This window comes from Paraburkholderia aspalathi (genome assembly GCF_900116445.1).
Taxonomy (GTDB): Bacteria; Pseudomonadota; Gammaproteobacteria; order Burkholderiales; family Burkholderiaceae; genus Paraburkholderia; species Paraburkholderia aspalathi.
Genome location: NZ_FPBH01000019.1, coordinates 37,225 through 59,152, shown reverse-complemented (window position 1 = coordinate 59,152; position 21,928 = coordinate 37,225). Strand labels below are relative to the sequence as shown.

The 21,928-nt window shown below is 62.0% G+C and carries 16 protein-coding genes; 13 read left to right on the top strand and 3 right to left on the bottom strand.

Annotated features, from left to right (window positions below; all coding sequences use genetic code 11):
• Window positions 1-214: 214 nt before the first annotated feature.
• On the bottom strand, window positions 215-2,953 hold the full coding sequence (locus BM438_RS25945) for a winged helix-turn-helix domain-containing protein (RefSeq protein WP_093639879.1): 2,739 nt from the start codon (window positions 2,951-2,953) through the stop codon (window positions 215-217).
• A gap of 307 nt (window positions 2,954-3,260) precedes the next feature.
• Here BM438_RS25945 and BM438_RS25940 point away from each other — a divergent pair, with 307 nt between their 5' ends.
• The 3 genes from BM438_RS25940 to BM438_RS25930 all read left to right on the top strand — a co-directional run bounded on the left by BM438_RS25940 (window position 3,261) and on the right by BM438_RS25930 (window position 5,956).
• Window positions 3,261-4,652, top strand: a complete 1,392-nt coding sequence (locus BM438_RS25940; RefSeq protein WP_244179448.1) for a sensor histidine kinase — start codon at window positions 3,261-3,263, stop codon at window positions 4,650-4,652.
• A gap of 257 nt (window positions 4,653-4,909) precedes the next feature.
• Window positions 4,910-5,545, top strand: a complete 636-nt coding sequence (locus BM438_RS25935) for a response regulator transcription factor (protein ID WP_093639873.1) — start codon at window positions 4,910-4,912, stop codon at window positions 5,543-5,545.
• A 45-nt stretch (window positions 5,546-5,590) separates the two neighbouring features.
• On the top strand, window positions 5,591-5,956 hold the full coding sequence (locus BM438_RS25930) for a response regulator (RefSeq protein ID WP_093639870.1): 366 nt from the start codon (window positions 5,591-5,593) through the stop codon (window positions 5,954-5,956).
• Window positions 5,957-5,965: 9 nt separating this feature from the next.
• Here the strand turns inward: BM438_RS25930 and BM438_RS25925 are convergent, their stop codons facing one another.
• On the bottom strand, window positions 5,966-6,739 hold the full coding sequence (locus tag BM438_RS25925) for a ParA family protein (RefSeq protein ID WP_093639868.1): 774 nt from the start codon (window positions 6,737-6,739) through the stop codon (window positions 5,966-5,968).
• Window positions 6,740-7,004: 265 nt separating this feature from the next.
• Here BM438_RS25925 and BM438_RS25920 point away from each other — a divergent pair, with 265 nt between their 5' ends.
• The 6 genes from BM438_RS25920 (at window position 7,005) to BM438_RS25895 (ending at window position 13,600) form a co-directional block, all read left to right on the top strand.
• Window positions 7,005-8,648, top strand: coding sequence for a fatty acid--CoA ligase (locus tag BM438_RS25920; protein WP_093639865.1), 1,644 nt, complete (start codon window positions 7,005-7,007; stop codon window positions 8,646-8,648).
• 22 nt (window positions 8,649-8,670) lie between these two features.
• Window positions 8,671-9,141: a MaoC family dehydratase gene (locus BM438_RS25915; protein ID WP_093639862.1), complete on the top strand. Its 471-nt coding sequence runs from the start codon at window positions 8,671-8,673 to the stop codon at window positions 9,139-9,141.
• Window positions 9,142-9,187: 46 nt separating this feature from the next.
• Window positions 9,188-10,894, top strand: coding sequence for an alpha/beta fold hydrolase (locus tag BM438_RS25910; protein WP_093639857.1), 1,707 nt, complete (start codon window positions 9,188-9,190; stop codon window positions 10,892-10,894).
• Between the two features lie 76 nt (window positions 10,895-10,970).
• Window positions 10,971-11,393, top strand: a complete 423-nt coding sequence (locus BM438_RS25905) for a phasin family protein (RefSeq protein WP_093640219.1) — start codon at window positions 10,971-10,973, stop codon at window positions 11,391-11,393.
• 87 nt (window positions 11,394-11,480) lie between these two features.
• Window positions 11,481-12,314: a poly(3-hydroxyalkanoate) depolymerase gene (gene phaZ / locus BM438_RS25900; RefSeq protein ID WP_093640217.1), complete on the top strand. Its 834-nt coding sequence runs from the start codon at window positions 11,481-11,483 to the stop codon at window positions 12,312-12,314.
• Entirely contained in the window at window positions 12,311-13,600 is a 1,290-nt protein-coding gene (locus tag BM438_RS25895; protein WP_093639853.1) for a DUF445 domain-containing protein, read from the top strand. The genes phaZ and BM438_RS25895 overlap by 4 nt, the downstream gene beginning before the upstream one ends.
• A 12-nt stretch (window positions 13,601-13,612) precedes the next feature.
• On the opposite strand, the gene BM438_RS25890 is transcribed toward BM438_RS25895, so the two are convergent.
• Window positions 13,613-16,342 (bottom strand): winged helix-turn-helix domain-containing protein, encoded by a 2,730-nt coding sequence (locus BM438_RS25890; RefSeq protein WP_093639851.1) that lies wholly within the window; start codon window positions 16,340-16,342, stop codon window positions 13,613-13,615.
• 149 nt (window positions 16,343-16,491) lie between these two features.
• Here BM438_RS25890 and BM438_RS25885 point away from each other — a divergent pair, with 149 nt between their 5' ends.
• From BM438_RS25885 to BM438_RS25870, 4 genes are all read left to right on the top strand, one after another.
• Entirely contained in the window at window positions 16,492-17,748 is a 1,257-nt protein-coding gene (locus tag BM438_RS25885) for an acyl-CoA dehydrogenase family protein (protein WP_093639849.1), read from the top strand.
• A gap of 51 nt (window positions 17,749-17,799) precedes the next feature.
• Complete coding sequence (locus BM438_RS25880; RefSeq protein WP_093639847.1) at window positions 17,800-18,915, top strand: saccharopine dehydrogenase family protein; 1,116 nt, start codon at window positions 17,800-17,802, stop codon at window positions 18,913-18,915.
• Window positions 18,916-18,978: 63 nt separating this feature from the next.
• Window positions 18,979-20,220 carry a thiolase family protein gene (locus BM438_RS25875; protein WP_093640214.1) on the top strand — a complete coding sequence of 414 codons (1,242 nt, stop codon included), beginning with the start codon at window positions 18,979-18,981 and terminating at the stop codon, window positions 20,218-20,220.
• 87 nt (window positions 20,221-20,307) lie between these two features.
• Window positions 20,308-21,912 (top strand): AMP-binding protein, encoded by a 1,605-nt coding sequence (locus BM438_RS25870; protein ID WP_093639845.1) that lies wholly within the window; start codon window positions 20,308-20,310, stop codon window positions 21,910-21,912.
• The last annotated feature ends 16 nt before the right edge of the window (window positions 21,913-21,928 follow it).

The window sequence follows — 21,928 nt, the reverse complement described above, 5'->3', positions numbered from 1 at the left end:
AGGTCTGATCGTGCGTGCTGTTGTGGCGCGAATCGATTACGAGGCAATGGTGGAGATAGGTCATACCATTGCAGATGGGTGTCTTTTCGGGAACTGCCGGTCAGGCAAGCTCAGGAAAAAGATCAGGGGAAAAAAGATCAATTTAGAACTTTGCGTCGGATTGCACCATTACATATTCATGTCGCTAACTCATGTTGCCAACTTCAGCATGCAGCTAGTCTGAACCCACAAGGCCGAGGTCCCGTGCACGCGCAACGGCTTGAGCGCGCTTGTCGACGCCGAGCTTCACGAAGACGCTTTTCAGATGAGATTTGACGGTTTCGGCGCCAATTCCGAGCACATTCGCGATTTCCTTGTTCGACTGTCCGCGCGCAATCAGGTCGACGATTTCACGTTCCCTTGAACTCAGCGACCCGCGCTCGGTATCGCGTCGACGGTGGCCGCCTGGCTGATAGAGAATCCGCGCGCCGTCGAGCAGATGATCGACGTAGGCAATCAGCTCGTTCGAGTGCTCCTTCTGCTCCGCGTCTTCACGAACGGCGTCCAGCAGCAATCCGATGTTCGGCCCTACGTCGAGAATGGACTGGTACACGCCTGCGGGCGTGGCGACTTTCAGGACTTCGCGAAAGATCGCGATCGCACGGGCATGTTCGTTCGCGGCCAGCCAGACCAGTGCAAGCATGGTTCGCAGGCGTAGCGCCTCGAAATCCGCATGGCGTCCGTCGGCGCTCCGCAGCGCGGCACCCAGCACCGTGGTGGCTTCTTCGGTCCGCTGTTGGGCTGTAGCAACAGCGGCCGCTGCGAATGCGCGATAGTTCTCGATCTCGAGCGAGATGGAACGCGAAGGGTGGGCGTTGGGGGCCGCCATCTGATCGAGTTGCGCGACGCACGCAGCCGCTTCGACCATCCTGCCTTCCGCAAGATAAAGCCGTGTGCGTTCAACCAGGGCGGAGGCGGTCATGCGGTCCCATTGCCGTTCGCAACTCAACGCCTGGCCCCGGTCGAGCAATGCGTACGCCTGCGTCACGTCCGAACGCGCGACGGCGATCCGGATGAGGAGGCGGTAGGCAATCAACACGCTATCGAGCAGGACCGCAACGTCAATGACCGGCATCAACCCGGCAACCAACGTTTCAGCTTTATCCAGGCGGCCCTGTTCGTACCAGATCTGGCCGATCATCGGTGCGCATAGCGCCACCGAGATCGAATCGGGACCGGCATGCCTTTCGGCCAGTTGCATCGATTCCGTGAAATACCGTTCGGCAAGCCCGAAGTGCAACTGTTGCATTTCCGCATGTCCCAGCAGGCACTGCCGGTAGACCGAAGAGTACAGATTGCGCTGATTTTCTTCGGCTGAATAGGACATCCACGGCGTTGCGTAAAGCGCTTCGAGATTGCCGGCTTTCCAATGGGCGAAGCGCACGACGTTGGACGCCACATTAGTGGTCCAGATATCGGCGGTCGGCCGCTCGATGCATGGTTCGGCGATAACGAGTGCGCGCTCGGGATCATCCTGCAGGCCCGCGACAACCGAGCGGATCGCCTGGCATTCGCGCCGGATGTCTTTGGCTTCGGCGCCCGTGCCGGACGCGAGACCATGTTCGACTACATCCAGCATCGCGAGCGCCTCTTCGAAATGCATGGCGAGCGCCATGCCCCAGGCGATCGCCAGCGTAACCTTCACCTGTGCACCGGCCAGACCGGCGGGAAAGCGGCGCTGCAAGTCGAGCAGCGTGAGCAGGTCGCCTTTCTTGACCAGCGCCATCGCGCACCGCTCCATCAGACGAATTGCGTTATCCGTGTTGCCCGCGGCGATCGCGTGTCTGACTGCCTCCGTCCACAACTCCTGATCGGCATACCACGCACACGCACGGCAATGCAGTTCCGCCACCTCGTCGGCGTGCAGTGCCTCGAGTTGGGCCCGCAAGTATTCGCCCATCAGAGGGTGATAACGGAACCATTGCCCATTGTCGTCGAGCGCCTGCAACAGCAACTGCGCCCCGGCGATTTCGTCCAGCATCGGCTGGCTCGTGCGCAGGCCCGTCACCGCCTCGCAGAGCGGCGCACTCAACCGGTCGAGTATCGACGTGCGCAGCATGAACCCGACCATGTCGGGGGACAGGCGCTCGAACATGTACTCGATATAGGCGGCGAACGGCCGCGACCTACCGGAAGGCGCATCACGCTCCCGAACCGTCTCGCCATCCTTGCGCGACAGCATGGACATCTGGATGCGCAGCGCCGCAGCCCAGCCCTCCGTGCCCGCAAAGAGCGTCTGGATGGTCGAAGCGTTCAGCTCTCCGGGCAACGTGCGTTCGACAAAGCGCCTCGTTTCGTCGAAGTCGAAACGCAACACCGACCCGTCGATTTCCAGCAGATCGTCTCCTGCTCTCAGCCTCGCGAGCGGCAGCGGCGGATCGGTGCGGCTGCAGAGGACCACATGCACATGAGGCGGCGCCTTTTCGATCAGGAACGACATTGCATCGTGTACGGCCGGCAGGCGGACCTGGTGATAGTCGTCAAGAAACAGGACGACCTCGTCGTCTACTTCGACAAGCTCGTTGACCAGTGTGGAAACGACGGCGTGCAACGGGACGAATGCGGCGTCGGCAGTCAGGCTGATCGCCGCGGCGCCGACCTTGTCGCAGGCATGCCGCAACGCGTGCGCCAGATAGTTGAGGAAGCGCGCGGGTTCATCGTCTTCCGTGTCGAGCGACAGCCACGCCACTAATGCACCGTTCGCGCGCAACCGGTCGAGCCAACTGAGCGCCAGCGAAGTTTTGCCGAATCCGGCGGGCGCCTTGATCACGGTAAGACGTTTGTTCGCGGCGCGCTCGGCGAGGCCGGCGAGCCGCGGACGCGCGATGAGATCGACCGGCACGCGCGGCGGAACGATCTTCGTTGCGAGGAAAAGGTGCAGTCCGCTCGCGGACGTCTCTCCAGTCACACGCATGTTTCAGTCACCCATTGTTTTAAGCCAGCCAATTGTTGGGAGGCGCGCTTGCCACCCCTCATTTGTAGAAGCACTCCCCCGGGCCGGGGGAGGGTGTGACTCTCCCCAATCTGGGGGATGGCAGGTCGCGCCGCGCCAGGCGACCATACGTGCACATCCGCGCCTCGCCAGGACCGACTCATTTTTCGCCCCATGATACGCCGCGTCGAATCCCATTGCGCCGGCGCTCCTTGTCCTTCGAAATCGTGCGTCCGTTATTGATGGGTGTCTATCCGTGTTAGCCAATGTTCCAAGAATCAGCGATTACTTGCGGGAAAAAACTGTTTCGATCGCAGCTGATCTGACGCATGTCGTCGAACGCACGCTGGCGATACTGACGCAGATGGACGGATACAGGTTGCTCGCACCGGCGGCGCAGCGGGACCTTCGCGAATCGGTCGCGCTGTCGGCCAAAGTCTGGTTCGAGACGCTGTTGTCGGGTGAACTCCCCTCGGCGCAGGACATGGACGTGTTTCGGGAAATCAGCCAGCGACGTGAACATCAACGCGTGCCGCTGCAGAGCCATCTGCAGGCGTTGCGCCTCGGGTTGCGGGAAATCTGGAGCATCTACATTGCGCTCGGCGAACTGGACGAGCGTATTGCCAAAGAACTTCTGGCCGACGTCTCGCTGTATCTGCTGGATCACTTCGATTTCGTTGCACAGACTATTGTGCGGACCTATCTGGGTGAGCAATACCGGCAACCGCGGTGGGCGGAACTGGCTGTTGCAATCGAGGAAGGTGCGCGCCGTTCCGAAAGCGTGCGGCATCATCTCGCCGCACTCCTCGAGCAATTATTGGCCGAGCCGGACTTGCTCTCGACGCTCGAAGTCGAGCAGGTTCGGGAGCACCGCGGCACCGAAGGGGCCGGCGCGCAAGTGATGAAGTTCTTCGGCCTCGACGTGGACATCGACGACGGCGCGGAATTATCGAAGGCCTTGCGCGACGCGCAGGAGAGGCTCGCGCAGGCGTCGCGGCTCGCGGCCGTGGCTGAACTCTCCGCTTCCATTGCCCACGAACTCAACCAGCCGCTCCAGGCCATCGTGGCGCATGGGCAGGCCTGCGTGCGATGGCTCGCTGCAACGCCGCCCAGGCTCGACGAAGCCCGCTACTCGGCCGAGCAGGTTGTGCGCGACGCGAATGCCGCGGCAGACGTGATAAGCCGCATTCGCGCTCTTTTCAGGCACACGGCTCCGCAAAAGGTTGATCTCGACGTCAACAAGCTGATTCTTCAGGTATGCACGCTGATGGCCGACGACATCCAGCACAACGCGGTTTCGCTCGAGACAATTCTCGGCGAAGACGTGTCGAAGATCAGTGCGGATGCGGTTCAGATTCAACAGGTGATCGTCAACCTCGTGCGCAACGCGATCGAAGCGTTAGCGGCAACGGAGGAGCGACCGAGGCTGCTGGTGATCCGCTCACGTCGCGATGCCGGTAATGTGGTGGTCGATGTGGAAGATCACGGTGCGGGGCAGGTGAACTTCGAGAAGATTTTCGAGCCGTTCTTTACCACGAAGAAAACAGGCATGGGCCTGGCAATCTGCAAGTCGATCGTGGAAGCACACGCGGGCCGGATTGGGGCCGTGCGCAACGTGTCCCGCGGCGTGACCTTCAGCTTCAGCCTTCCGATAGAGAGATCGAACGCAAGCTCAAGTTGACGATAGACGAGGGTATCCTCAGCAGCCTCTGGCAACGTGCTGTGTCTACACATCTTCCCAGCTTACTGCTTCATATCGGGCCGTGATATTACATATTTATGTAATGCAGAACACGGCGGCCTATTCTTCCGGACGACGATTCCGGCGGCTATAATTTTTTGTCGGCAGGACCACGTAAGAACAACATTCAACGAGATTATCGTGGACCGTCCGTGCCGACGTCACGCTGGGTTTTCACCCGGCAACGGAGAAGGCGCATGAAATCCGCAAGTGAGGTGGTGTATGTGGTCGACGACGACAGGCGGGTGCGTGAAGCACTCACCTCGCTGCTGCGTGCAAACGGAAGAGATGCCCGCGCATTCGATTCCGGCGCGGAGTTTCTGAAAACACCGCGTCAGAATACTGTTTCATGTCTGATTCTGGATTTGCGTATGCCTGGCATGGGTGGGCTGGAAGTTCAGAAGCTCGTCAGGGACTCGCAGATTCCCGTCATTTTCATTACAGGCAAGGGCGATGTGCCTTCCACGGTGCTCGCCATGAAGGGCGGGGCGGTTGACTTCCTCACCAAGCCCCTCGATGAAGATGAGTTGATGCGCGTGGTTGCTACGGCGCTCGCAAGAGCGCACGTTCTTCGTAAGGAGGCGGACGATGCGGCGCTGCTCCATGCGCTTTATCAAACGCTGACGCCGCGTGAGCAGGAGCTCCTGCCTTTACTCGCCAGCGGCCTGCTCAACAAGCAGGCGGCGGCAGTACTTGGGATTACCGAATACACGGTGCAGGTTCATCGCGGCCACATCATGAGAAAGATGCGAGCGGATTCGTTTGCCACGCTGGTCAGGCAGGCGGGCAAACTGCAGCTCGAGACGTCGCCCATAACCACTTTCTGCGCCTGACGCCAACGCCAATTCGGTGTTGGACTCGATGACCGGAGAAAAAAAATGTCCACGCCTCCGGTTCGAACCGTGGCCGTGATTGATGATGACCGACGCGTTCTGACGTCTCTGGCGAATCTGCTGGCCTCCGGCGGGTACGGAACGCGGGCCTACGAATCCGCTCTGGATTTTTTTGCCGATGGCTACGCGGGTCTGGTATGCGTCATTACCGATCTGGGCATGCGGCCCATTGACGGCATTCAGGTGCTCGATAGAACGGTTCATTCAGGCGCAGCCACGCCGGTCATCATTATCACGGGCAAACCGAGCCAGCATACGGAAGACTACTATCTGCGCAGAGGCGCATTAGGCTTCTTCCGCAAGCCTGTTGATGGAAATGCGTTGCTGGACATGCTGGATAGCATTACCTGATAACGGCGCTCAGGCCTCCCCAACCAGCTCGCGATGTAATGCCATGAATTCCAGAGCAAGCTTATGCCGCGGATCGAGGTGAACCATCGGTTTGGCATGCTGATGCGATTCGCGAATCCTCACCGAAGAAGACAATCGGGACTCCAACACCGGCAAGCCCTCGCTGACCAGTTCCTCAACCAGCTGGAGAGGCAGGCTCGCGCGCGGCTGAAACTGGTTGATCACAATCCCTTCGACTTCCAGATCGGAATTATGGTCCTGCTGAATTTCCTTAACGTTGTCGAGCAGCGTATAGAGTGCACGACGAGAAAAATCGTCGCAGTCGAACGGGATCAGGCAGCGTTCGACCGCAATCAATGCGGAGCGGGTATAGAAATTCAGGGCCGGCGGCGTGTCGATATAAATCGCGTCGTACGCATCATCCAGTTCGTTCAGCGCGTCACGTAGCTTGTAGATTTTGTAGCGCGATTCGAGCTTGCCGTGCAATGCGTCAAGCTCCGGATGAGAAGGCATCACGTCGAGATTCTCGAACGGCGTGGGATGGATGAAGGTCGAGACCGGTGTGGGCTTGAAACTGAAACTCAGGGCCGTTTCGAAGAAGTCCGCCACGCTCGGTTTGAGTCCGCTCGCCTGCTCGCCGAGAAGGTATTGGCTGGAATTGCCCTGAGGATCGAGATCGATGACCAGGGTGCGCATGCCCTCGCTGGCGCTGATCGCCGCCAGGTTGCATACGATGGTCGATTTACCCACGCCACCCTTCTGATTGAAGACGACACGCCGCATCTGGTTTGCCCCTTTTTGCGAGAACTGGCGAAAACTTGCGAAAGGCACAGCTTACCCTGGCGGAACCCCTCTTAGCCCGGCCTCAACGGCCGTCCCCGCACCACGGCCCTTGCTCCGCGGTCACTTCCTGACAGTTCCCCTGTTCGGGGGATGGCTCCCCCTTGGCAAACACCCGATGATGGCTTCACTCGGGATGCCACCGTGCGCGACAAGCACCGACTGACTTGTGTCAGCCCGACCCATTTCTCGACTTGAGGAGACGTAGATGCAGGACGCCGTGCAGGGATCGATGCCATCCCCTTATGCCTACCCGCTGCTGATCAAGCAACTGCTGCATACGCCGTTCGTTCAGGCGCCGGATCAGGAGATCGTGTACCGCGGCCAGCTGCGGATGACCTATACCACGCTGAGAGAACGCATTGCGCGACTGGCCAATGGCCTTCACGAGCTCGGCGTACGGCACGGCAGCACCGTGGCCGTCATGGACTGGGACAGCCACCGCTATCTGGAATCGTATTTTGCGGTGCCGATGATGGGCGCCGTGCTTCAGACGGTCAACGTGAGGTTGTCGGAGGCGGAGATCGCCTACACGATCAACCACGCCGGCGCAGAGGTGCTGTTCGTCCACACCGATTTCCTGCCCGTGGTCGAAGCGATCAAGGACCAGCTCGAAACAGTCCGCACCTTCGTGTGGATCGACGAGCCGGGCAGTGAAGCGAGCGCGCACACCATTGCATTCGCCACCGAATACGAGGCGATGCTTGAAGCGAGCGCGACGAGCTACGACTTCCCCGACTTCGACGAGAACACCCGGGCCACCACCTTCTACACGACGGGAACCACCGGCCTGCCCAAAGGCGTGTACTTCTCGCATCGCCAACTGGTTCTGCACACCATCACCTTGATGGGGGCGCTGTCGAGCCCGGTATCGGGACAGCGCTTTCATCGCGGCGACGTCTATATGCCGCTCACGCCGATGTTCCATGTGCACGCATGGGGCATGCCCTACATCGCGACGGTGATGGGCGTGAAGCAGGTCTATCCGGGCCGCTATGTGCCCGATCGTCTCGTGCAATTGATCCGCGAAGAAGGCGTCACGTTCTCGCACTGCGTCAGCACGATCCTGCACATGCTGCTCTCGTGCGATGACGCGAAGCACGCGGACTTCAGCAAATGGAAGGTCATCATCGGCGGCGGCGCGTTGCCGCACGGTCTCGCGCGCGCCGCGCTCGACCGCGGCATCGACGTCTTTACCGGCTATGGCATGTCCGAGACCGGTCCCGTGTTGAGCCTCGCGCAACTTCCGCCTAACACCGGGCCGCTCGATCTTGAAGAAGAGGTACGCCTGCGTTGCAAGACCGGTTTCCCCGTTCCGCTCGTCGACTTGCGCATCGTCAACGAGGACATGGAAGACATCGTGCACGACGGCCGGGCCTACGGCGAGATCGTCGTGCGTGCGCCGTGGCTGACGCAGGGCTATCTGAACAATCCGGATGCATCCGTGCAGCTCTGGACAGGCGGATACCTGCATACGCAGGACATCGCGAACATCGACGCGACCGGCAACATCCAGATCACGGACCGTATCAAGGACGTCATCAAATCGGGCGGCGAGTGGATCTCTTCGCTCGAAATCGAAAGCCTGATTTCGCTGCACCCGGATGTCTCGGAAGTCGCGGTGATCGGGATCAAGGACGAGAAATGGGGCGAACGGCCAGTTGCGCTTGTGGTTCTGAAGGCGGGCGCTGCAGTTACCGAAGACGACGTCAAAGCACACGTCATGGGATTCACAAAAACCGGACGGATCTCGAAGTACGCGGTGCCACAGATCGTCAAGTTCGTCGACGCGCTGCAGAAGACGAGCGTCGGCAAGATGAACAAGAAGTGGTTGCGCGAACAGTTCGCCTGACCCGTCGCAAGGAGCAAACACGATGAGCATCAAAGGATATAGCGTCGCCACGATTGACGACTTCGTTGGCCGCGAATTGGGCGTGTCGGATTGGGTTGTCGTCGATCAGGCACGTATCGACGCCTTCGCGGCCTGCACGGGCGACAGGCAGTGGATTCACGTGGATCCTGAGCGCGCGAAACGCGAAAGCCCGTTCGGCGGCACGATCGCACACGGCTATCTGACGCTATCGCTACTGGCGTCGCTCGCGATCGAGATCGGCCTCATTCCCGAGGACGCATCGGCTGGGTTGAACTACGGGCTGGACAAGGTGCGCTTCATGACACCGGTGAAAGCGGGCGGGCGAGTGCGAAACCGCGTGACGCTGATTTCGGTGGAAAAGAAGGGCGGCGGCCGGATCATCGTGAAGACGATGAACGAACTGCAGATCGAGGGCGAGGAGAAGCCGGCGCTCATTGCCGAGACATTGGCGATGCTGGTCTCGCAAACGTAAGCAGCACTGTTGACGAAACGGACAGGGACGTTAGAGGAGCAGCAAGATGGCGGCAAATGACGACAGCAAGGCACGCAGCGAGCAGACGAACGACCTTGCGGCGTCTGCCGCGGAAGGCATGCTCGGACCGAATCCGTTCGTGGGATTGCGGCCGCAAGACATTATGGCAACCGCGCAGCAGATCGGCACCCAGGCGCTGCGGCAACCCACCTTGCTCATGGAGCAGGAGGCGGCGCTCGTCCGCGACCTGATCGCCGTGCTTGGCGGCAGCGCGGACAGTACGCCGCCTCAGGGCGACAAGCGCTTCACCGACCCGGCGTGGCAGACCAATTCGCTTTACCGCATGACGCTGCAAGCCTACGTGGCGTGGCGTAGCGCGTTGACAGGGTTTGTCGACCGCTCCGCGCTTGACGCGAAGAGCAAGGAACGCGCGCAGTTCGTGCTGTCGCTCTTCACCGACGCGCTGTCGCCGACGAACACGCTGCTTGGCAATCCGGCCGCGCTCAAGAAAATCATCGATTCGGGCGGCGCCAGCCTGCTTGGCGGCATGCGCAATCTCGTGACGGACATGGTGCAGAACCAGGGGATGCCCGCGCAAGTCGACCGGTCGGCGTTCAAGGTGGGCGGAAATCTCGCCACGTCGCCGGGCTCGGTGGTCTTTCGCAATGAGGTGCTCGAGCTGATCCAGTACGCGCCGGCCACCGACCATGTGTATGCCCGCCCGCAGCTGATCGTGCCGCCTCAGATCAACAAGTTCTACGTGTTCGACCTCTCCGAAGGCAAGAGCATCGTCGACTATCTGGTGAAGAGCGAGTTCCAGGTGTTCATGGTGAGCTGGCGCAATCCCACCGCCGCACAGAGTCACTGGGACCTCGACACCTATGTGACGGCGCTGCTCGAAGCGATCACAGCCGTGCGCGACATTACCGGCAGTGACGACGTCAACCTGCACGGCGCCTGCTCGGGTGCGATGACGATTTCGGCGCTCCTCGGCCACCTCGCAAGCCGCGGCGACACGAGCGTCAATGCCGCCACGCTGATGGTCGCGGTGCTGGACAACACGGCTGACTCGCAGCTCGGTCTCTTTGCAACGCCGGAAGCCATTGCGGCCGCGAAGCAGAACAGCACGTCGAAGGGCGTGCTCGCCGGCGAAGAAATGGGCCGCGTGTTCGCATGGATGCGACCCAACGATCTCGTCTGGAACTACTGGGTCAATAACTATCTGCTCGGCAAAGCGCCGCCCGCTTTCGACATCCTGTATTGGAACAACGACGCGACCCGGCTGCCCGCGGCGATGCATGGGCAACTGCTCGATATCTTCACGGGCAATCTGTTCAGCAAGCCGCGCGCGCTGACGGTGCTGGGTACGCCGATCGATCTCTCGGAAGTGAAGTGCGACAAATACGTCGTCGCGGGTATGACCGATCACATTACGCCGTGGAAGGGCGTGTACAACACGGCGCGCACGTTCGGCGGCAAGACACGCTTCGTGCTGAGTTCGAGCGGTCATATCCAGAGCCTGATCAACCCGCCAGGCAATCCGAAAGCGAAGTTCTTTCTCAACAGCGATTTGGCCGCCACTGCCGACGCATGGCTTGCCAATGCCCAGGCTGAAAAGGACTCGTGGTGGGCGGACTGGCGCACATGGCTCGCCGACCATTCCGGCGAGCGGCGTGCCGCTCCGGCGACAGTAGGCAACAAGCAGCACCCCGCGGGCGTGAAGGCGCCGGGAACGTATGTCATGGAAGCCTGAGGCACATGCCCTGGTGCACGCATTGACCGCACCGTAGTCAACATTTTCTTAACGTAGTTTCAATGGAGTATCGATGATGGATTCAACCAATTTCAACAGCATTTTCGCCGAGTATAAGAAGGTCGTTGGCCAGTTCAAGCTGCCCGGCATCGACGTGGGCGCACTCCTCGAGTCGCGCCGCAAGGACGTCGAGGCGATCGTCGAAGCCAACACGACCGCGCTGGCGGGCGTGCAGTCGCTCGCCCAGAAGCAGTCGGAGATTCTCCGCACGACGCTGACCGAAGTGCAGTCGCTCGTCAGCCGCGTGGCCCAATCGGGCGGCCAGCCGGCGGCCAACACGGGTGAAGTGGTGCAGCAGGCGTTGAACAAGGCGCTGGTGGACATGCAGGAACTCGCTGACACCGCATACCGTGCGCAGGCTGACAGCGTCGCCGTGGTCACCAAGCGCGTCGCCGAGCACGTCGAGGAACTGAAAACGCTCCTTCAGCCGAAGAAGTAACGCCGAAGAAGTCATACGACACTGCCCATGCGGCATGCCGACGCCTCGAATGAAGCGTCCTTTCAGAAGATGATCCGGAAACAAAAAATGCACACGACCCCCGAGTCTCTTTGCAGCATGGAAATCCAGATGATCGATCTGGACGGTCAGACACTGCGTGTCGCAACCTGGCGCGGCAGCGATGCGTCGCCGCCGCTCCTTATCTTCAACGGCATCGGCGCCAATCTCGAACTGGTGGAGCCATTCGTCACGGCGCTCGAAGACGTGAGCGTCATCATCTTCGACGTTCCCGGCGTCGGCGGTTCGCCCGCGCCGGTCGTGCCGTATCGCTTTTCGACGTTGTCCGTGCTGGCGGACAAGCTGCTGACGCGGCTCGGTTATGAGGGAGCCGTCGACGTGCTCGGCGTTTCGTGGGGCGGCGCGCTGGCGCAGCAGTTCGCGCATCTGTACCCGGAGCGCTGCCGCAGGCTCATTCTCGCGGCGACCTCACCCGGCGTCATCATGGTGCCGGGCAAACTATCGGTCTTGTCGAAGCTGATCGGGCCGCGCCGCTATACCGATCCCACCTACCTGCAACAGGTGGGCGCGGATATCTACGGGGGCGCTTATCGGCGCGATCCGTCCTTGCTGAAGGCGCATAGCCGGCACATTCAGCCGCCGCGCGGCCGCGGCTACCTCTATCAGCTACTGGCGGCTACGGGCTGGAGCAGTCTGCTGTGGCTCGGTGCATTGCGCCAGACGACCCTGGTCATGCACGGCAACGACGACCCGATCGTGCCGCTCACGAACGCTAAGATTCTCGCGGCCCGTATCCCCAATGCGACGCTCTATGTGATCGATGACGGTCACCTGTTTCTCATCTCGCGCGCGACTGAAGTCGCGCCGGTAGTGCGCAGGTTTCTACGGCAGGAGGCGAGTTGAGTTTCTCTGCGCACGGTAGCGATGGCGAGCGGGCGGCCATTGCGAATGCACACGAAGACCGCGAGACAAGCGGCTTGACGCGCATGCGGCGAACGGCGACCTGCCTGCTCGTCTGCATGATTGCGTTGCTGTTCGCGTGTGTTGCCTGGCAGGCGGAGCATGCATGGCTTGCGTGGCCGCGAGCGTTTGCGGAGGCCGGCACGGTCGGCGCGATCGCGGATTGGTACGCGGTCGTCGCGTTGTTCCGTCGTCCTTTAGGGCTGCGGATTCCACATACGGCGATCATTCCGCAAAACCAGCAGCGCATTGCCGAGAGCCTCGGCAAGTTCGTCGAAGAAAATTTTCTGACGCCGGAACTCATCGTCGACAGGCTTAGCGGCCACGATGCCGCGCAGGCGCTCGCCCGTTGGCTGGAGCAGCCGGCGAACAGCCGCGGGGTGGCCGATATCGTTGCGGATGCCGTGGCAGGATTGCTCGATGGCATTGACGAAGCGGATGCGCAGTGGTTTTTCGACCGTCTGGTGATACCGCAGTTGCGTACGTTCGATGTATCCCGAGTAGCCGGCGACGTCATCAAAGTACTGACTGAAAGCGAGCGGCATCAGCCGTGGCTGGTTCGCGGACTTGAAGTGCTGGAGAAATGGCTCACGGCGAACGTCGGCATGATCAAGGCCAAATTCAGCGAGGCCTCGAGATACACACCCGCGCAGCTTGACACGTATATCGTCAGTAAATTTATCGAGGGCATCGTCGCGCTCCTCCGTGAAGTGGCGGCGAATCCGGATCATGAACTGCGTCACCAGTTCGATGAGACCCTTGAGGGCCTGAGCGTGCAGTTGCAAACATCGGCCGTGCATCGACGTTTCGGCAAGTCGCTGATGCGTGACTGCATCCGTTATTTCAGGCATGCAGACCACCATCGCGTGCTGCTGGAGCGTTTGCGCATGCGTGTGATCGCCGATCTCAGTCACGAGCAATCGGCTGTGCGCGACGCCATGACGAGCATGCTGGCTTCGCTCGGCAAGCGGATCAGCCGTGAACCCGCGGTTCAACACAAACTGAACGCGTGGTGGCTCGCGCTCGCGCGCGAACTCGTCGTGCGTTATGGGCGCCAGCTCTCCGTGCTGATCACCGAGGTCGTAAAAGGCTGGAATGCGGATGAAGTGAGCCGGAAGATCGAGGCGGAAATCGGCCGTGATCTTCAGTACGTGCGGATCAACGGCACATTCGTGGGTGGCATGGTCGGCGTGCTGATTCACGCCGCCACGCTTATCGTCATGCGTTAAGACGTACGTGCGTCAGCCGGTCGCTACCAGGCCCAGCGCCTGCGCGCGGGCAACGGCGTGTGCGCGCTTGTCGACATCCAGTTTCACGAAGACGTTCTTGACATGAGTCTTGACGGTCTCAGGCGCAATCCCCAAGGTGCGCGCGATCTCCTTGTTCGACTGCCCTTGAGCAATCAGCTCGACGATGCTGCGCTCCCGCGCGCTCAACGGCTCGCGCTCCATGTCGCGCCTCGGCGTGACGGGCTCGTACAGCGCTCGCCAGCCGTCCAGCAGGCGATCGATGTAAACGACGATGTCTTTCGTCTGCGGGGTGGAGCGCGTGTCGTCGCGAACCGCCTGTAGGAGCGGCCCGATTTCGGGCCCCTGGTCGAGAATCGAGCGGTAGATACCGCTATTGGCGCTCAGGACTTCGCGAAAGATTTCGACGGCGCGGGTCTGGTTGTTCGCGCGCAACCAGATCAGCGCGATCACGGTGCGCAAACGCAGCGCGAGATAGTCGCCGTGCCGGCTTTCGACGCCCTGCAAAGCGGATGTCAACGCCTCAAGGGCTTCTTCGGTCTGGTTCCTGGCCATCGCCACCCAGGCCGCCGCGATCGCGCGGTAGGTTTCAATCTCCGGCGAAACGGCATGCTCAGCGGGGCAATGGGCGTCTGCCAACTGGTCCAGTTGCACGACACAGGCCGACGCTTCCGTCACTCTGCCTTCAGCCAGATAGAGCCGTCCGCGCTCGACGAGAACGCCGGCAATCAGCCGGTCCCAGCGGCGTGCGTAACCGAGGGTCTGCGCCTGATCCAGCAGCGCATAGGCTCGCTCGGCGTCGGAACGCGCGATAGCGATCCGGACCAGCACGCGGTAAGCGATCAAGGTGCTATCGAGCAGCACCGCCAGATCGATCACCGGCATGAGATCGACCAGCAACGCCTCCGCCTCATCGAGCCGTCCCTGCTCGTACCAGATCTGCGCAATCATGGGCGCGCACAAAGCGGCCGAGATGGATTTCGGACCGGCATGGCGCTCGGCGAGCTGGATCGACTCGGTGAAATAGCGCTCGGCGAGCGTGAAGTGCATCTGCTGCATCTCAGCATGGCCGAGCAGGCATAGCCGGTAGACCGAGGCGAACACGTTGCGCTGGTCTTCCTCGAGCGAATAGGGGATCCACGGTGTCGCGTACAGCGCTTGCAGATTGCCTGCTTTCCAGTGCGCGAAGCGTACGACGTTGGAGACGACGTTGGTGGTCCAACTATCTGTCGACGACCGTTCAAGGCACGCCTGGGCGACCGCCAGCGCGCGCGGCGCGTCGTCCTGCAGCGCGGCCACCACCGAGCGGATCGCCTGGCACTCCCAGCGGATGTTGTCGGCGGTGTCGCTCGAACCCGGTCCCGTGTCGCGCTCGATCTCATCGAGGATCGCAAGCGCTTCGTCAAAACGCATCGCCAGCGCCATCCCCCATGCAATCGCGAGCGTGATCGTGACCTGCCCGCGCATCAGATGCGCCGGGAACTGCCGTTGCCAACCGAGCAACGTGAGCAGGTCGCCCTTCGTGACGAGCGCCATTGCGCAGTGAGCCATCAGGGAGACAGCGTCTTCCGTATCGCCCGCGGCGATCGCGTGCTTGACGGCGTCTGTCCAGCGCGACTCTTTGGCGTACCACTGGCACGCGCGACGATGCAGGCTTACCACCTGATCGGGATGCTGGGTTTCGAGCCGCCGATGCAGGTACTCGCCCATGAGATGGTGATAGCGGAACCAGCATCCGTCGATATCGAGCGGTTCGAGCAGCAACTGGCGTGCGGAGATCGCATCGAGCATGCCTTGTGCCGCCGCCATGCCGGTTACCGCTTCGCATAACGGTGCGGTCAGACGGTCGAGTATCGACGTGCGCTGCATGAACTCGACCATCTCGGCCGGCAAACGCTTGAGCATGTCTTCAAGGTACGCAGCGAACGGCCGGGACGCGCCGGACGGCGCGCTCACGTCCCAATCCGGTTTGCCTTCGTCACGCGATAGCACTGAGGCCGAAATGCGCAGCGCCGCAGCCCAGCCTTCCGTGCTCGCGAACAACGACTTGACGCGGGCAGCGCGCAGCTCGCCTGGGCATTCATGTTCGACAAAGCTGCGCGTTTCGTCGAAGTTGAAACGCAGTGTCGACGCGTCGATTTCCAGAAGCTCATTGCCCGCTCTCAGGTTGGCGAGCGGCAGCGGTGGATCGGTGCGCGTGCAGACCACGACATGCACGTTCGAGGGTGCATTCACGATGAAGTACGACATGGCGTCGTGAATGGCGGGCAGGCTGATCAGGTGATAGTCGTCGACGAACAGATAGACCTCGTCGTCGACGTCGACGAGTTCGTTGATCAGTGTCGATACCACTGAATGCGCCGGTACGAGTGACGCCTCGGTAGTCAGGCTGACCGCGGACACGCCGACGCTTGTGCAGGCGTTGCGCAATGCCTGCGCCAGATGATGGAAGAAGCGCGCGGGTTCGTCGTCTTCCGTGTCGAGCGAGAGCCACGCGACATAGGCGCCGCTTGCATTCAGCCCGTTGAGCCAGGTAAGCGCCAGCGATGTCTTGCCAAAACCGGCGGGCGCCTTGATGACCGTGAGCCTTTTGTATTCCGCTTTCCCGGCAAGAGAGACGAGGCGTGGCCGATCTATCAATCCGGCGGGCAGGCGCGGCGGAAACACCTTGGTTGCGAGAAAGAGAGGCGGCCTGATCGGGGACGGCGCTTCTATCACGTGCATTAGTTGCTCCGGGCGTTCGGGTTGACCCTGGCTGCCATTCCCCCTCCATGCAATCGCGTTCCCCTGTACGGGGGATGTTGCATAGCGTCGCGCCGGGACACCATGGATTCCATAGAAATCATACGCCCAACCACCTCGCAGGAGGAGACATGTCAACCGCAACGAATCACATTGCAGCGCACAAACTCGGTCCGCTCGGCGCGCAGCCCGAACTCTCCGAGATGAACCAGATGGTCCAGCAGAGCGTGCATCGATACGCAGAAGAAGTCATGCGTCCGATCGGCGTCAAGCTCGATCGCATGACACCCGAGGAGGTGATCGCCAAGGGCTCGCCCTATTGGGAGGCGCGCGAGAAGTTCGTCGGGCTCGGTTTCGGGGTTGATGGGCTGCTCGAGCTCGAACCCGCCGAACGGGCGACGACGATGAGCATCCTGTTCGAAGAACTCGGCTGGGGCGATTCAGGACTCGCGATCACCTACGGCGCAGGCTTGCTGCCCGCACTGATGAGCGCCGTGTCCGGCAACCCGTTTTGCCGTGCGCTCGCACCGGACGAGAAGCTCGGCTGCTGGGCCATCACGGAACCCGATCACGGCTCCGACATGCTCGACGCCAACGGCATGATCTTTCATCCGCAGGGCTCGTACGGCCGCCCAAACTGCGTGGCGACGCTGCGCGGCGACGAGGTGATCATCAACGGGCAGAAGTCGGCGTGGGTGTCGAACGGTATCGCCGCCGACGTGTGCATTCTCTATTGCGCGGCGGACAGCGGCAACGGCGCCGACACGAAACGCGGCGCGGTGGTGATCGTGCCGCTCGACGCCAAAGGCGTCTCGCGCGGCAAGCCGCTCGACAAGATCGGCCAGCGCGCGCTCAACCAGGGCGAACTTTTCTTCGAGAACGTTACGTTGTCGAAGAAGCATCTCCTCGCCGGTCCCGACCAGTACGTCGACGCGGTCTACGCGATCCACACGTTCGCCAACGCGATCATGGCCAACGTGTTTGCCGGCACCGCGCGCGCCGCGTTCGAGCTTGCGCTCGCTTACGCGCATGAACGCAAGCAGGGTGGTTTGCCGATCATCCGCCATCAGTCGGTCGCGTCGCGGCTCTTTCATATGTTTCGCAAGGTCGAGGCCGCCCGTGCGCTCGCGCAGCGTGTTGTGCACTACAACTTCACCGCTGCGCAGCCTTCGCTGCACGCGGCGATGACGGCGAAGGTCACCGCGACCCAGACCGCGTTCGAAGTGGCCAACGACGCGCTGCAGATCTTCTGCGGCAATGGGCTCACCCGCGAGTATCCGATCGAAAAGATCTGGCGCGACGCACGCGCTTCGATGATCGAAGACGGCTGCAACGAAGTGCTGGCGATCAAGGGTGGCTACTACCTGATCGACCCCGAGCTGCTTTGAACGGCACGGCGCGTCCACGCAATCCTATGACAACCTGAAGGAGACGACGAAATGGCAACGACATACGAAGTGGTCCTCTATGGAGCGAGTGGCTACACCGGGAAGCTCACGGCATGGAAGCTCGCTGAACGCGGCATTCCGTTCATTGCCGCCGGGCGCAGCAAGGAGCGGCTCGAAGAAGAACTCGCGAAGGTGCCCGAACTCGCGGGACACGACTATCAGTGCGTGGCGGTTCAGCACGAGACAGGGGCGCTCACCGAATTCTTCAAGGGCAAGAAGGTGGTGATCAATATCGTCGGGCCGTTCATGCAGCTCGGGCGCCCGGTGGTCGAGGCGAGTCTCGCGGCCGGTTGCAACTACTTCGACACCACCGGCGAAACCGACTGGATGTCGCTGTTGAAGCGCACGTATGGCGAGTCCTTCGCGGCCCGCGGTCTGGCGCTGTGCCCCGGCAATTCGTACATGTGGGCCGAAGGCAATCTCGCGGCGGAGATCGCCCTGGAAACTCCGGGAATCGACACGCTCGATGTGCTCTATCTCGGCGACTCAGAAGTGAGCGTCGCCTCGACGATGTCGTTTCTGCGGATGTGCACGCAGCCGCAGTACTACCTGCGCAACAAGCAACTGGTGCAGTGGCCGTGGGCCACGCCGTATCAGGTTCACGTGCCGGGTGAACACATGCTGCTGAATGCGTTGCCATGGAGCGGTGGCGGCGAGCCGGTCTGGTACCAGGATGACCCGCGCGTGCGCAACTGCCAGACGCTCGTGTCGTTCAGAAATCAGGAACGCTTTCTCGCGGTGGTCGGCCTGCTGAAGAAATTCGAGGAAGAGTGCCGCCACCTCGATCCCGCCAAACAGGAAGAGGTTACCAACGAGTGGGGAAAGGCCGTGACGCAGGTCGAGCCTCCGCGCGAAAACCCGGACGTGAATCGCTGCACGTTGTCGTGCCAGGGGCGCGGCAATACGAATTCCGTCAGCGTGATTCTGCGTGGCAATTCGCCCTATGCGCAAACCGGCGTGCTCGGAGCCGAGGCAGCGCGACGCGTGCTGCGCGGGCAATTGCACGCAGTGGGTTTCGTTTCGCCGGCGCAGGCGTTCGGCGCGCGCAACCTGGTCGCGGCGCAGGCCGAGGAAGGTTACCTCGCCTATGAGGTCAAGAGCGTTTGACGACGAATCGGAATGCTCGCGCCGGCGGCTTGCGGCGCGTTCCCCCTCGCGGTGGAGATCGATATGGGTAACGAAGTGTATATCGCGGGCGTCGGCATGACGCCCTTCGGCAAGCATCTGGAAACCAGCGTGAAGCAGCTCACGCGCGCGGCAGTGGAAGACGCCCTCGCGGATGCAGGCTGTGACAAGTCGCAGTTGCAGGGCGCGTTTTTCGGCAACTCCACGCAGGGGCACATGGAAGGCCAGCACATGATTCGCGGCCAGCTTGCGCTGCGGGCGATGGGCATCGACAAGGTCGCGGTGATCAACGTCGAGAACGCCTGTGCGAGCGCGAGCACCGCGTTTCACCTCGCGGTCAACTACGTGAAAGCCGGTGCCGCCGACATCGTGCTCGCAGTGGGCGCCGAGAAGATGTTTTCCACGGACAAGGCGCGCACCTTCAGCGCCTTCGACGGTGCGTGGGATGTGCATGACACGGAGAACGGCAAGCGCCGGTTGCTCGAGATGGGCGAGGGCATCGAGCCGCCAGAGGGCAGCGTCTCGACGAAACCGTACAGCGTGTTCATGGATATCTACGCGTCAATGGGCCGGATGCACATGCGCGAATACGGCACTACCCAGCGGCAGTTTGCCGCCGTGTCGGCCAAGAACCACGGACATTCGGTTCACAACCCGCTCGCGCAGTACCGGCAGGCTTACTCGATCGACGAGATTCTCGGCGCACCGCCGATCACCTATCCGCTCACCCTGCCGATGTGTTCGCCCGTCAGCGATGGCGCGGCCGCGGCGATCGTGTGCAGCGAGGCCGGCCTCGCGCTGTTAGGTGGGCGGCGCTCGCGCGCCATTCGTGTGCTGGCGACCGTGCTCCAAACGGGCAGCGACCGGCCGGCCACGTCGCTCGACCGGCATCTGGTCCGGCAGGGCTCATTGCGCGCGTATGAGCAGGCGGGCGTCGCGCCGCAGGATGTCTCGGTCGCCGAGGTCCACGACGCGACGGCGATCGGCGAAATCATCCAGTCCGAAGTGCTCGGATTGTGCGAGCCGGGCATGGGCGGGGTGGCCGCCGAACGAGGCGAAACGACGATAGGCGGACGGATTCCGATCAATCCGTCGGGCGGCCTCGAATCGAAGGGGCATCCGATCGGCGCGACAGGACTCGGCCAGATTTACGAACTGGTGACCCAGTTACGCGGTGAGACGGGCGCTCGCCAGGTGGAGGGCGCGCGCATCGCGATCGCGGAGAACGGCGGCGGACTGTGCGGCGTGGAAGAGGCCGTTGCCAGCATCACGATTCTCGGACGCTGAGGCTGCATCGTGAGGCCGCATTGTGAAACCGCGACAGATTCCGCGCACGCGCAAGACCGAACCGCATCTGCAAGGAGAGAGGGCGCCATGAGCACCACACCCGAAACCACGTTGGCCGCGTTGCTCGCCAACCGTGTCGAGACCATGCCGGATCTCGACGTGTTGACCGTCGAAGGCGCCGGCGTGCGGCCCGACGAGGTGCGCACTTACCGGCACCTATGGGAGAACGGCCAGCGGCTCGCACAGGTGTTGATCGAGCAGGGCCTGCAACCCGGTGAGCATTTCGCGCTGCTGATGGCCAATCACGCGGAATTTATCGACGCAATGGTCGCGGCCTCGATTTCGGGCACGGTGTTCGTGCCGATCGATCCGCGCGCACGCGGCGAGAAGCTCGCCTTCATGCTCGACAGCCCGGGCTGCCGCGGCGTTATCGCCGCTGACTACGCGCTCGACAACCTGCTTGCCGTGCGCGCTTCCCTCCCCAAACTGTCCTGGGTGATCGGGCTCGAAACGGACGAGGGCGCGAAGCCGCTCGCCGATTTCCCCGGCGTGTTGTCGTACCACGCGTTGCTGCCGGAGCGGGTGCCCGAATTGCCGATCGTGGCCCGCGATCCCGACAGCGCGATGCAGTTGATTTTCACGTCCGGCACCACCGGCGATCCGAAGGGCATCGTCATGACGCATCGTCGCTACTGCGGCACCTCGGCGGCAGTGTCGGCGCTGTTTGGCTACGTGCCCGGCGACCGGCCGTATTCGGGCCTGTCGCTTACGCACGCCAACGCGCAGATCGTGACGCTGGGCGCTTCGCTCACCGCCGGCATGCGCGCCGTGCTGTCGCGCCGCTTTACGAAGTCGCGTCTGTGGGACATCACCCGCAAGTACCGCTGTACGACGTTCACGCTGCTCGGTGGCATGACCACGGCGGTCTATAGCGAGCCGAACAAGCCAGATGACGCGGACAACCCCGTGCGCTTCGTGATATCCGCGGGGATGCCGGCGGCGATCTGGAAGGACTTCGAGAAACGCTTCGGTATCCAGATCGTCGAATTCTACGGCGCGGCTGAAGGCGGGATTACGGTCAAGCCGCTCGGCGTCGGCCCGGTGGGCAGTATCGGCAAGCCGGCGCCGATTCTCAGGCATCGCATTGTCGACGACGACGGCAACGACTGCGCGCCCGGCGTGCCCGGCGAACTGCTGTTCCGTCCGGCGGATGGCTCGCCGTTCAAGGTCGAATACTTCGGCAATCCGGAAGCGTCGGCGAAGAAGTGCAGGGACGGCTGGCTGTACATGGGCGACGTCGTACGCGAAGACGAGAACGGTTGGCTCTTCTTCGAATACCGCAAAGGCGGCGGCATTCGCCACAACGGCGAGTTCATCAATCCGGCGCCGATCGAGAAGGTGATCGCCGAATCCGGTCTGGTCGAAGACGTCTACGTGTACGGCGTGAAGGCCGCGTCGGGCGCGCCCGGCGAAAAGGATGTGGTCGCGGCGGTGGTGCCCAAGGACGCAGCCCGTTTCGACCCGCAGCAGATATTCCGCGCATGCCGCGCGAAGCTGGAAGCGAGTTCGGTCATCTCCTGGCTGCAGGTGGTGCCCGAGATCCCGAAGACAGCGTCGGAAAAACCGCTTGAACGCTATCTGGTCGACATGTTCGACGGCCAGCGTAACAGCGTGTTCGCCGAGACGCCGTGACGGTGTGACGGTGCGC